We start from the raw sequence: 12,280 nt of genomic DNA, 5'->3' as shown, positions 1-12,280 counted from the left end.
ATGTAGACCGTGTCTTTAGATCAATGGAACGACAGGCTTTACATATGGAAAATAACCGTTAGAAGGCTAAGAGGAAGAAGAGTGAGGCAGAGGCACATGAATTTTTCTATCCAACCAAAGATGTCCCATTATGGGATTGGTTAGAACAGTGAGGGAGGAATTAAATGAAGTTACATTAGACCCATTTTCATACACATAAAAAAAGAGCCATTTCGGCTCTCCAATCAACAACTTATGGCTTCAACTTCGCTTTCTGCTTCTCCTTCGCTCATTTCTATCACCCTTTTCACTGAATAATTACAAGATAATAAAACGGCCTTATCATGCCCCAATTCTTCAACCCAACTTTTAAATAAAGTATCCTTGCTAACCCCTGTTTGATCCATTTCCATTTCCCTCTCCATGAGTTTTTTCCATTCTTCTTCATCAATCAACAAAGGCATGGAACTTTCATTTAGAGTAAAACAAATTCCTTCTTCTGTTTTGATAACAACCTCACCATTTGCTAGGACCTGTTTTGATTCCATTTTAATTCCCCTTTTCATATTGAATTGTTTAACAAGGATAACTTTTGTCATATCTCCAAATTGATCTGTATAAAACGATTGGTTGTGTGCCTTACAAGCTGGATTCACACATTCATATATATCCCTAACTTTTGAAAACCTTCTTTCTCTGGTACTCCCAGGCCATAATAATCAATACATGTCATACCTTCATCACAATATGGGCATTCCACATCTTCAACCTAACTAAACAATTTAAATATTGATTTTATCAAGCGAAAAGGTCGCGCACGCTGATCTTCCTGGTATTCCTTCCTGCAGTGGTTACAGAGGTTCAACCCTCGCCTTTTGCCTTCGTCTTCGGTAACCACCAGGGCCATAAAAACATATCCTCTATAAAAATTATCGGGGTTATCATTTGGCATTGTAATTTCAATTTTAGAGTCCTTAAATTCTGCAACCCCTAAAGGGATACCGTTTTTAAGCTTAAAGATATTCGGAATGTTTACTTCAGTACGCTTCTTAACACTTAATTCATCGGCATATTTGCATTGGAGCTCTTTGTTTGGCATTTGAAGAACTAATTTACTCATTTCATCCGTCGAAACAATATTTACATTAGGATCCAACTTTGTTTTCTTGGTTAACTTGAAGGTGTTTAATTCCTCAATAACTTCAATTCTACGACCATTAAAATTAATTTTTATTCCGTGCAGCTCATTATTTTCCGTTAAATCGCTCAAAGAAAGGGCTAATGTTTCCCCTAATGTTTCCCTTGTTAATTTATCTTGGCTATGAGAAACCACCCTAATATGAGTTTTAAATACGGGTAAGTTCATCTTTTCCGTTGTTGCCGCGCTAATTTTGTTAGCTTTGATTTCATCCTGGAGGCTGTGAGGCTTAGTTATAACCTTTTTCTTTTCAAAATTCTTATTACTTTTAAAGAAAACGTTAGTAACAGCCTGGAATGTATCGGTTAACAAATCATTAATTACATTCACTAAACTGCCGACGCCTATTTTAAATCCGGTAACAACCCGTTTACCGCTTATATTCGCTCTTAACGGAACTTTACCTTTTGAAGACTTTTCGTGAGCCCATTGAGCGTTTCTAAGCCACTTATTCCTTTCTTCAACTTCATTACAAATACTTAACCTTGCGAAATCTCCATCATATACTAATTCATCCACTGAATTTAATATTGGTGCTATCGGCGTTTTTGTGTCATTACTTTGTGTATTCAAGGAGAAAATTTTATTTTGCTGATCAATTCACATGCTGGATTCCCTTAATGAATACATAAAAATATCTCGATTTCAAAGTAATATCTTACATTTATAATTAGGTATAAATACTGGGAAATAAAGAATTTTATAGGTAGGATACTAAATATTTTATTACAAAAGCTGTTCGTAAATGAAGCATGTTAAAATATGCGGATATGATTATGCTACAATTGTAAAGATTGCAATTGAAATTCATATCTTAGGGAAAAGTAATTATATTAGTATTTAGGAGGGGTTTGTGTGTACCATCTCTTTACACATAATGATTTAGATGGAGTCGGATGCGGTATTGTAGCGAAGCTGGCATTCGGGGAAGAAGTAGTGGTTAGTTATAATTCAATCGGGCGACTTAATCAGAATGTAGCGGCATTTCTTGAGCAGGCCAAAATTGAGGATACGTTGCTGGTTACTGATCTTTCAGTTGATGAAGATAATGAAAAAGCGATTTCACAGTTTGTTGAAGATGGAGGCAAAGCGCTTCTGATTGATCATCATAAATCAGCGCTGCATTTGAACGAACATGATTGGGCATCTGTAACAGTCGAGCAGGAAGACGGTAAACAAACAGCAGCGACTTCATTATTCTATCAGTATGCAGTTGAAAAAAAATTGTTGGAACCTTCGCGGATTGTTGCTGAATTTGTTGAATTAGTTCGTCAATACGATACTTGGGAATGGGAAGTAAACAAAAATTTAACGGCAAAACGGTTAAATGATTTGTTCTTTATGATTCCGATTGAGGAATTTGAGATGAAAATCGCCCATAAATTATCAACGGCTGAAAGCTTTACTTTTGACGAAGTTGAGCAAACGCTTTTGGATGTTGAGGAAAGCCGGGTTGATCGGTACATAAACAGGAAAAAAAGAGAAGTCTATCAGGCTACGGTTGGTCCCCATACAGCAGGTGTGGTCCATGCTGAGTCCTATCATTCGGAATTGGGAAATGAACTGTCCAAAGAGTTTTCCCATCTGGATTATATTGCAATTCTAATGGTCGGAAGTAAAAGAATCAGCTTTCGGACAATCCATGATGACATAGACGTTTCTGAGGTTGCAGGTAAATACGATGGGGGCGGTCATCAAAAAGCCGCAGGTTGCACAATGTCCGAAAAGGCATACAGTCAATACGTAGAAAAGACCTTTTTTGCCGAGCCTATTAAACGCGATGCTCATAAAAACCAATTGAATATCAAGGAATCCCCAGAGGGTTGCCTGTATTCAACGAGAGAAAAACAAGACATTTTCATCTATGAAGATGAAGAAGAAGAATGGATTGTGGAGATCAACGGAAAACAACAGAAAAAAACATTTGATACATTTGGGGAAGCGGATAAATATATAAAGCGGAAATACGCTGCATGGCTGGCCCATGATGAAAGATACGAAGAGTTTGTCAATAGAGGGTGAATAGGAAAACGGCTGTCCGAATGTGGGCAGTCGCTTTTTGTTGTGTCTCTAAGACGGAAACCTGACACTTTGTGTAGAATCATCCATAAATCGAAGGAAACGAAGATAAATGGAGACTTTGCGTAGATAAAACTGAAATTTCGTAGATAAAAAGAAAGATTCGTTGATAAAAGTTGTTGATCCTACTCATTTACGTAGGATTGGACTGAACTTTCATAAAAAACAGGCTCAAAACGGATGCCTTTTGAGCCTGTTTAAGCTATTTTACCTTTTAAGTGGGACAGGATGTACGATGGTACGGGATTGTTTTTTGGGTATAGAATTTTGGCGATGAAGAATTGCGTTGATTTCGCCACCGATTACAAAGATCAGACCACTCAAATACAACCATAACATTAAGATGATAACGCCCCCTAAACTGCCGTATGTGGACGAATAGTTAGCAAAGTTGCTGACATAGAATGAGAATCCAAGTGATATTCCGAGCCACAGTACGGTTGCGGTCACAGCCCCAGGGATAACGTGTTTAATTGGAAAACTCTTATTCGGTGCAAAGCGATATAAAAAGGTCAATACTAGTGAGATAACGACAACTGCAATGATCCACCGTAATAAGCTGAATAGACTTTGCATTTTTTCAGGAAGCGAGATGACTTGTTGTAATAAATCGATGATCACTTTCCCGAAAACGGGCAGACCTAACATAACGATAAAAGCTACAACCAAGCCTAAGGTTAAGATAATAGAAATAAAGCGGGCTTTAATGAAGTTCCTTGTTTCTTTCACATCATAAGCGATGTTCATTGAATGAATAAACGCATTCATACCGTTTGAGGCTGACCATATGGTGCCTAGGAAACCGAAAGTAAGTAAGCCGCCGTTCCGCTCACTTAATATGTTGATAATATTTTCCTCGATGACTTCCACCGTTTCCGTTGGCATGAAGGTTTTTATAGTATCCATGGCTGTCTGAATGTCGATATTCAAATAAGGTAAAATCGAAAGTAGTAAAATGAGCAAAGGGAATAGTGCGAGTAAATAATAATAGGCCTGTTCTGCTGCCAACCCTGTTACACGATCTTCTTTTATTTCTTTGATAAGCTGCTTGCTGAATTTTATCGACTTATTCATCCGGGCATCACTCCTGAATAGTTACTAAGGTTATCTGCTTCTTTTCCCTCAGTTCAGGTAAGTTAATCCTCCTATCTAAAGAAAATGAAAGGTACTTTTTTAAAAAAGGTTAAGATAACCCTTCAGGGTGTCTTTCATTGTATATCTGTTGGTTTTCTTATACTTGTAAGAACAATATAACCCGCAATTATTCCTGTAATTGAATTAAATGTGGTTGATCCATCTGCTCCGAAGTATCCTCCCCAAACCAATGTGGAGAAAGGTAATTCGAATTCAATTATTTCAGTGAAATACAAAATTGGAATAATGGACATGTAAATGAACGGTAATCCAAGGATAAGTAACCTTAGCCAATTCATTTTCCAGTGACCTTTTGTTAAAAAGTTTTTCACGATACTAGGTATCGCGAATATGCCCCCGATGAAAATTGGGAAGAAAGATTGAAACAAAAAATATCCCTTAATCTCATATGTTTCGCGACTAATTATTTCTAGATGATGTTGGTACTTTAAACCATATAATAATACACTTAATAATAGAATTAAGTAGGATAAATAACTAATTGTTCTTTTCCAAGAATGGCTCATAAAATGTTTCCCCCCGTCTTTTTATTATACGGAAAAATAAGGAAAAAGTTTCAGCGGTTAACATGTGCAGAGCTTTAAAGAAGAAGTGTAAAGAAAGGCCGAACATTTTGTCCGACCTTCCTCTATTACACTTCTTCTTTTTGTTGTTCCTTTTGGACCTTTGGCGGCGTCCATTTGAAGATTTTATTGAGGATATTATAGATATGTTTGGATTCTTTTGTAAGGATTGGTCCAAGAATCGCTAAGGTCAAAACATATAGTGCCGCAAACGGGGTTAGTATTGGCATTAAACCACCTGCAATACCTAGGTTGGCGAGAATAATGGAGAATTCACCACGTGAAACAATAGTTAAACCGATATTGGCTGAGGCTTTGTGAGATAAACCAGATTTTCGTCCGGCTATCATACCAGCGACAAAGTTACCGATTATAGTGATGATTACGGCTCCAAGGACCATCCAGACAGCTCCACCAAGGGTAGTTGGATCAATGCTCAAGCCAAAGCTGAAGAAGAATATGGCGCCAAAGAAGTCTCTAAAGGGAATGACAAGTTTTTCTATCCTGTCGCTGTGTTCCGTTTCAGAAAAGACTAGACCAAGCAGTAATGCACCAATGGCTTCTGCAACGTGAATTGTTTCTGAGAAACCTGCGACAAAGAATAGCAAGGCAAACACAACAATAATAAATAACTCATCAGAGGATATATTAAATAATTTGTTGAGTAAACCAGAGGCTTTCCGAGCTATTACGAAAAATATCAGCATATATCCGATGGCGATGAAGGTAGAAAGTAGCGTTCCCCAAATGGAACYAGAATCGCTTAATACCAATCCAGATACGACTGATAAATAAACAGCAAGGAAGATATCTTCAAACATGATGATACCAAGAATGAGCTCTGTTTCGTTATTACCTGTTCTTTTAAGATCGACAAGGACTTTTGCTACAATGGCACTTGATGAAAAGCTGATAATCCCTGTTAATATTAGAACTTCTCTTAAAGGTAGTCCGAGCAGGAAACCATATAGTAGGGCCATTCCAGCGTTGATTAAAATGTAATACGTTCCGCCTGTTACTATATTTTTCCCTGACTTCATTAGCTTTTTAACTGAAAACTCAAGACCTAAGTAAAATAAAAGGAACAATATCCCGATTCTTCCGAGGAACGCTATGATTTCATCACTTTCGATGAAGCGCAGATCAATCAATCCGAAGTTTGGAGCATGGGGGCCAACGAGCATGCCGATGATAATTAATAATGGAACATTTGATATTTTAAATTTACCTGCAATGAGAGCAGCTAATGCTACTAGAAGCAGGGCAGTTCCTACTTCAAAGACTAAATGGTCCATATGTGCTTAGTCACTCCTTTCGTCGGTCAAAAGTTCTCTTGTCAGGTTACGGATATCTTTTCTTTCACCAGATATTACTAGCGTATCGCCTGTTTCGATGATAGAGTCTGGACCAGGATTGTTTAGTTGTTTTTTTCCCTTTTTCGAATGGGCAATAACGGTTACGTTGTAATTGCTCCGAATATCAATCGAACCTATTGTTTGATTGATTGCTCTTGAACCTGGTTCCACCTTGAACCATTCAATAACCAAGTCGCCTAATGACATCTCAATCGTTTCAAGCGCTTGTGGTTTGTAAACCATACCGCCTATGATGGAAGCCATTTGTCGCGATTCCTGATCGTTAAGGGTGATGCTCGATATAACTTCTTCATGTTCATTATCAAAATGGTACAATTCTCGACGGCCATCATCGTGAATGACAATCACTAACTTTTCATCATTTCTCGTTATGATTTCAAATTTTTGGCCAATACCAGGAAGTTCGCTTTCTCTAATTTTCACTGGAATTCCTCCTTAAGATAGTTGGTTAGAGTTTTAGAAGATAGAAATATGTTTATAAATTAACGTCAATAATCGTTTTGAATTTCTTCTCCTTAGAAATGCCGATGTATTTTAGTGTCTCTGATGGACTTGAATGATGGTAATGCTTTTGTATCAAAGAAAGAGACACTCCTTGTTTATAGGCATGATAGCCAAATGTTTTGCGCATCGAACTCGCTCCGAATTTACCTGTCAGACCTGCACCTTCCACAGCATCATGAATAATTCGGTGAGCTTGTTGGCGCGTAATCGGCTTTTTTGTTTTAGGGGATAGAAATAAAAATTGACCTTCGATAACCTTCGAGCCTTTTAGGTATTCTTGTAAGGCGGTACGAACTTTCAAGTTCAAATAAATTTGAGTGACTTCTTCATTCTCCATTCGTTGCTCATAAAACTCTTTGATTTTTCCTGTTTCATCGAGAACGTTGGAAACAGTGATTTCCAGCATTTCATTGATCTTCATACCCGTATTGATTCCGAGTACAAATAATAAATAATCCCGACTGGAGTGAGCTCGTAAGTACGTTTTTATTTTGCTGATTTGATTGATATCCTTAAAGGCTTCCACATATTCCATAGATCTTCTCCTCTTGCCAATGTAACATAATTATATTATATCACAAATTATGTTACATTGCATGTATTAAGTCCTATAAGAAAGATTCCCCCAAAAGAAGCAACTCATATATCATTAAAAGAGAAAATAAAGAAGTGGTGTCCAATAGTAATCCTTCTTTTATTTATTCTCTACCCAAACAAGAAAAAATATATCAGTTTAGTGTGTTATAGCTTACTAAAATGAGGGGATGTAAGGCATTTCTAAAAAAAATGTAGTTTGGCAGCATAAAACATAAAAAAAGAGGGAATCCCTAAGTTGGAATTCCCTCTCTAAATTTCTTTTTTTAATAGACTGCTTTTTGTAATTTATGAATGACCTCAAGTGAAAGGCCAGTTCCTATGGCAACTGATTCAAGCGGGTTATCAGCAAGTTTGACTGGTACTACAATTTCATTCGTTAGCCAATCTTGTATTCCATTAAGGAGTGCACCTCCACCAGATAAGATGACACCTTGATCAACAATATCACCACTTAATTCAGGAGGACAGTCTTCCAAAGTGGCTCTGATTGCTTCTAAAATATGAAGAAGCGATTCCTGGATTGCTTCCTGGACGTCAGTGGATGATATCGTAATCGGTTTTGGAAGACCAGTTACAAGGTCGCGACCTCTGACTTCCATGGTAACAACGGAATGTTCAACGAGGGCGTAGCCGATTTCCATTTTTATTTGTTCAGCTGTCCGTTCCCCGATTAACACATTATGTTTTTTTCTTACGAATTGGGAGATATCTTCATCCAATTGATCTCCGCCAATTCTGATGGAATTACAAGAAACAACGCCGCCGTAAGAAATAATTGCCACCTCAGTTGTACCACCGCCGATATCAACGATGACATTAGCAACTGGCTCTTCTACAGGCAGACCTGCTCCGATTGCTGCTGCTACTGGTTCCTCAATAAGGTGAACCTGCTTGGCTCCACAGCTTTTGACTGCATCCTGAATGGCTCTTCTTTCCACAGATGTTGAGCCTGATGGTGTACAGACTACTACACTTGGCTTTCGAATTGATAAGCCTAAAGCCTTGCTTGCTTTTTTCATGATTTCCCGTAGCATTTGTGCGGTAACATCAAAATCCGCGATGACCCCGTCCTTTAGTGGCCGGATCGCAACAATATTTCCAGGTGTTTTTCCAATCATGTTTTTTGCATCCACACCGACTGCTAATACCTTATTAGTCTCTATATCAATGGCCACAACAGATGGCTCATTAAATACGATTCCTTTATTTTTACTGTAAACTAGCGTATTTGCAGTTCCTAAGTCAATGCCTATTTCTGTATTTGATAACATTTAGTCACCCCTCCATAAGAGTTTGACCCCTATATAATCATTCTACCTTGAACTGTGAGTTTGTGGGGGTGGGAAATCTAGTAAATAGTGGAATTGCTGCGCTGTTCTTTTTCATAAAGGGAAAACATGATGAAATATAAAACGGCGCTTGCGATTGCCAGCGCACTAAGAATGCCAAATGTCCAATTGTAACCAATCCATCCTGTCATGGGAATGGCCAATGGTGCTAACATTCTACCAATTGTAAAACGCAAGCTTGCTGCAGCAAAAGATTGCCCCCGCATATGTGCCGGAGCGAGCTTGGATACAAATCCCTGCTGAATGCCTGCTGTCAAAAGGTCAGCTATTGAAAACAAAGCAATGGCGATAAATAACCCCCATAACCATCTTTCTGGTATATTCCCCACCATCATACTTCATGCCCCAGGCGAAAACAAGAGAGGGCAGTAGACTTGAAACAGGTTATTTTATGTTAAGATGAAAGATGAAATTATGGTAGATAAAGAAGGGTAATAATATGAAAACATATTTAGTTGACAGTAAGATTTTTAGAGTTATTTTCACCGCTTTTCTAGCTTTCATAGGTGGGTTCGTGTTCAATCGTCTTGGAATATATTTACCGTGGATGCTCGGACCATTATTTGTGGTGATGATTGCTAAAATCAAATTAGGAAAGTACATGTTATGGTCTAAACCCTTTAGAAGCACTGGATTGGTTATTCTTGGTTTACAACTAGGAAGTTCATTCACGAAACAATCGTTAAATGAAATGATTGAATATTTGCCCATCATGCTTTTTACAACGGTTGCTATCATTTTATTTACGGTATTAACTGGTTGGTTTGTTGGAAAGCGAATGAATTTATCTTTGAGTACGTCCATGCTTGGCAGTTTTCCTGGCGGTCTGTCTCAGATGGTGGTCCTAAGTGAGGAAATGAAGGATAGTGATGAAACAATTGTTGGCTTCATGCAGACGCTTCGAGTCATCCTTGTTATATCCATTGTTCCCTGGCTTGTGACTCACGTTATGACAGTTGATTCGGTTGCGGTAGTAAGTGTTTCGGATCGGCCCTTTTTCATGTTTGATTATGATGGGAAATTAGCCATTCTGATGATTGTAACCTTTCTATTATTCATTTTCATCACAAAAAGGGTAAACTTCCCGCTGCCATTTTTACTTGGGCCTCTCATGGCGGCAGCCCTATTTAATTTGGCAGGACCTGGGGCACCGCAAATTCCTGATTTTTGGTTGAACTTTTCACAATTGCTGATTGGCACGCATTTAGGGTATACATTGAAGGTCGACAATCCTCGACTTTTCAGAAAGATGTTCGGAGCAGTATTCGTTAGTAATGTCCTGTTAATTGGATTTTGTTATTATCTTTCGATTCAGTTTGCTCCCATCCTATCTATACCGGCTAACGAATTGTTTTTAAGTATGGCACCAGGCGGTGTGGCAGAAATGGCAGTAACAGCTATGTCTGTTCATGTGGATTTATCTGTGGTCACTAGTTTCCACTTATTCAGAATTTTATTCATTTTATTTTTACTCTCACCCATCATCAAATGGCTGGATGGTAGAAATATATGGTACCAGAAAAAAGAACGAGGCTGACATGCTTCGTCTTTTTTTTTGTCTAAATATTTTTCATTTTAATAGATTAATAAGAAAAGGGTGAATGAGATAGAGCGGAGGGCACATTGGAACATTAGAGAAGATATCGTCAAATTCCTTTTATAACAAGGTTTGTATGGAAAAAATCAGCATATACGAACAGAGCGGCTTGAAATTCCCTTTTGACGGAAACTTTGTCTGAACTGAAATATGCTATGGAATCAGTCCTATATAAGGAGTAAAGCAGGTAGATTTTGTGATAATAGAATGAAATTTTAAATTCTATCTAATGGAATAGTAAAATAATACTCATTTTTTTTAAACTTCATCCGATATAAAGAGCAGATAAGACTTTTAATGAATGGGTGAGTATTATGGATATAACATCGGTTTTGGGAGTAGTTCTAGGGATTGTGGCTATTTTAGTGGGAATGGTATTGAAAGGCGTAAGCATTACAGCGCTGATTAACCCGGCAGCTATCTTGATCATTATTGTAGGGACAATAGCTTCTGTCGTAACGGCTTTCCCTTTTTCAGAATTAAAAAGATTGCCAAAAATATTAAAAGTTTTATTCTTAGAACAACAATTAACAAAGCCTGAAGAACTAATTAAAACCTTTTCTGAATGGGCGGTCATTGCTAGAAAAGAAGGCTTATTGGCTTTAGAAATTATTTCGGATCAAGTCGACAATACCTTTTTAAAAAATGGGTTGAATCTTGCGGTCGAGGGTCAGAGTGCCGATTATATTCGTGATATTTTAGCAGAAGAAATAGACGCAATGGAAGAACGTCATCAAAGCGGGGCTGCAATTTTTAGTCAGGCTGGCACATATGCACCGACACTTGGAGTATTGGGTGCGGTAATCGGGCTGATCGCTGCATTAGGTAACATGGCTGATACCGAGGCATTAGGACATGCCATTTCTGCAGCGTTCGTTGCAACCTTGATGGGAATTTACACAGGGTATGTATTATGGCATCCATTTGCGAATAAGCTTAAGCGGAAATCGCAACAAGAAGTCCGGATAAAAGAAATGATGATAGAAGGAATTTTATCGATCATCGAAGGGGAAGCGCCAAGAACGATAGAACAAAAACTAACATCCTATTTGCCTGCTGAAGATCGTAAAAAGTGGTTAGAAGGCGATGTGAGAGAAGATGGCTAGGCGGAAAAAAAAACAGCGGCATGAARAGCATATTGATGAGTCATGGTTAGTACCTTATGCCGATATCTTAACTTTGCTTCTTGCACTTTTTATCGTCCTTTTCGCTTCGAGTTCGGTTGATGGAGTTCGATTCCAACAATTATCTAATGTGTTTAATCAAGTGTTTACGAGCGGGACGGGATTTATGGATTTCCCCAGCGATTCTCCCAGCAATAAACCAACATCACCGGAACAAAGTACAGAGGCAGAAGAACTTAAGAGGTTAGGGAAAAGCGAAAAGAAACAGCTTACAGAGGTTCAGGAACGTGTAAATGCATATATTAAAAAGAATGGTTTAACAGATAAATTGGGTACGAACCTCACGGATGAAGGCATGCTGATATCAATTAGGGATAATGTGCTGTTCGAATCAGGCGTGGCAGAGGTTAGAAGTGAAGATCGAAAAATGGCTAAGGAAATTTCAAATCTTCTAGTTATGGACTTACCCAGAAACATTATAATAAGCGGACATACCGATAATATACCGATTCAGACTTACCGGTATGATTCGAACTGGGATTTAAGCGTTATGCGTGCGGTTAATTTCATGAAACTTCTCCTCGGAAATAAAGACTTGGATCCCGAAATGTTCAGCGCAAAAGGTCATGGGGAATTTAAGCCAGTTGCTTCTAATAAAACAAAAAATGGAAGAGCGGAAAACCGGCGTGTTGAAATACTGATTGTTCCGCGGACGGCAATAATTGAGTGAAAACCTGTCTGGTATGGACGGGTTTTTCT

At 38.2% G+C, this 12,280-nt stretch carries 13 protein-coding genes; 4 read left to right on the top strand and 9 right to left on the bottom strand.

Features of this window, described 5'->3' with window-relative positions:
* Positions 1-224: 224 nt before the first annotated feature.
* A complete protein-coding gene (locus tag AC1DUW_RS13640; protein WP_477642742.1) occupies positions 225-527 on the bottom strand; it encodes a hypothetical protein in 303 nt (100 codons plus the stop codon).
* A gap of 221 nt (positions 528-748) precedes the next feature.
* On the bottom strand, positions 749-1,750 hold the full coding sequence (locus AC1DUW_RS13635; RefSeq protein WP_477642741.1) for a hypothetical protein: 1,002 nt from the start codon (positions 1,748-1,750) through the stop codon (positions 749-751).
* A gap of 282 nt (positions 1,751-2,032) precedes the next feature.
* On the opposite strand from AC1DUW_RS13635, the gene AC1DUW_RS13630 reads away from it, so the two are divergent.
* Positions 2,033-3,199 carry a DHH family phosphoesterase gene (locus tag AC1DUW_RS13630; RefSeq protein ID WP_056522520.1) on the top strand — a complete coding sequence of 389 codons (1,167 nt, stop codon included), beginning with the start codon at positions 2,033-2,035 and terminating at the stop codon, positions 3,197-3,199.
* A 264-nt stretch (positions 3,200-3,463) separates the two neighbouring features.
* On the opposite strand, the gene AC1DUW_RS13625 is transcribed toward AC1DUW_RS13630, so the two are convergent.
* The 7 genes from AC1DUW_RS13625 to AC1DUW_RS13595 all read right to left on the bottom strand — a co-directional run bounded on the left by AC1DUW_RS13625 (position 3,464) and on the right by AC1DUW_RS13595 (position 9,135).
* A complete protein-coding gene (locus tag AC1DUW_RS13625; RefSeq protein ID WP_053344352.1) occupies positions 3,464-4,330 on the bottom strand; it encodes a YihY/virulence factor BrkB family protein in 867 nt (288 codons plus the stop codon).
* A 134-nt stretch (positions 4,331-4,464) separates the two neighbouring features.
* The gene (locus tag AC1DUW_RS13620; protein WP_053344353.1) at positions 4,465-4,917 is read right to left on the bottom strand and encodes a hypothetical protein; all 453 of its coding nucleotides are present in this window, start codon (positions 4,915-4,917) and stop codon (positions 4,465-4,467) included.
* Between the two features lie 125 nt (positions 4,918-5,042).
* Positions 5,043-6,269: a cation:proton antiporter gene (locus AC1DUW_RS13615; protein ID WP_477642740.1), complete on the bottom strand. Its 1,227-nt coding sequence runs from the start codon at positions 6,267-6,269 to the stop codon at positions 5,043-5,045.
* Between the two features lie 6 nt (positions 6,270-6,275).
* Positions 6,276-6,773, bottom strand: a complete 498-nt coding sequence (locus AC1DUW_RS13610; protein WP_053344355.1) for a cation:proton antiporter regulatory subunit — start codon at positions 6,771-6,773, stop codon at positions 6,276-6,278.
* 52 nt (positions 6,774-6,825) lie between these two features.
* Positions 6,826-7,389 (bottom strand): tyrosine-type recombinase/integrase, encoded by a 564-nt coding sequence (locus AC1DUW_RS13605; RefSeq protein WP_053344356.1) that lies wholly within the window; start codon positions 7,387-7,389, stop codon positions 6,826-6,828.
* A 325-nt stretch (positions 7,390-7,714) separates the two neighbouring features.
* Complete coding sequence (gene mreBH / locus AC1DUW_RS13600; protein WP_098176932.1) at positions 7,715-8,722, bottom strand: rod-share determining protein MreBH; 1,008 nt, start codon at positions 8,720-8,722, stop codon at positions 7,715-7,717.
* Positions 8,723-8,799: 77 nt separating this feature from the next.
* Positions 8,800-9,135: a hypothetical protein gene (locus AC1DUW_RS13595; protein ID WP_477642739.1), complete on the bottom strand. Its 336-nt coding sequence runs from the start codon at positions 9,133-9,135 to the stop codon at positions 8,800-8,802.
* A 104-nt stretch (positions 9,136-9,239) separates the two neighbouring features.
* Between AC1DUW_RS13595 and AC1DUW_RS13590 the strand changes: the two genes are divergently transcribed.
* From AC1DUW_RS13590 to motB, 3 genes are all read left to right on the top strand, one after another.
* Positions 9,240-10,337 carry an AbrB family transcriptional regulator gene (locus AC1DUW_RS13590; RefSeq protein WP_053344359.1) on the top strand — a complete coding sequence of 366 codons (1,098 nt, stop codon included), beginning with the start codon at positions 9,240-9,242 and terminating at the stop codon, positions 10,335-10,337.
* A 374-nt stretch (positions 10,338-10,711) separates the two neighbouring features.
* Positions 10,712-11,503, top strand: a complete 792-nt coding sequence (gene motA / locus AC1DUW_RS13585; RefSeq protein WP_053344360.1) for a flagellar motor stator protein MotA — start codon at positions 10,712-10,714, stop codon at positions 11,501-11,503.
* On the top strand, positions 11,496-12,251 hold the full coding sequence (gene motB, locus AC1DUW_RS13580) for a flagellar motor protein MotB (protein ID WP_477642738.1): 756 nt from the start codon (positions 11,496-11,498) through the stop codon (positions 12,249-12,251). The genes motA and motB overlap by 8 nt, the downstream gene beginning before the upstream one ends.
* Positions 12,252-12,280: the final 29 nt, after the last annotated feature.

The sequence above is a fragment of the Peribacillus sp. P4_C12 genome (genome assembly GCF_056402095.1).
Note: the sequence above shows the minus strand (reverse complement) of the source record. Positions and strands in the feature narration are given on the sequence as shown.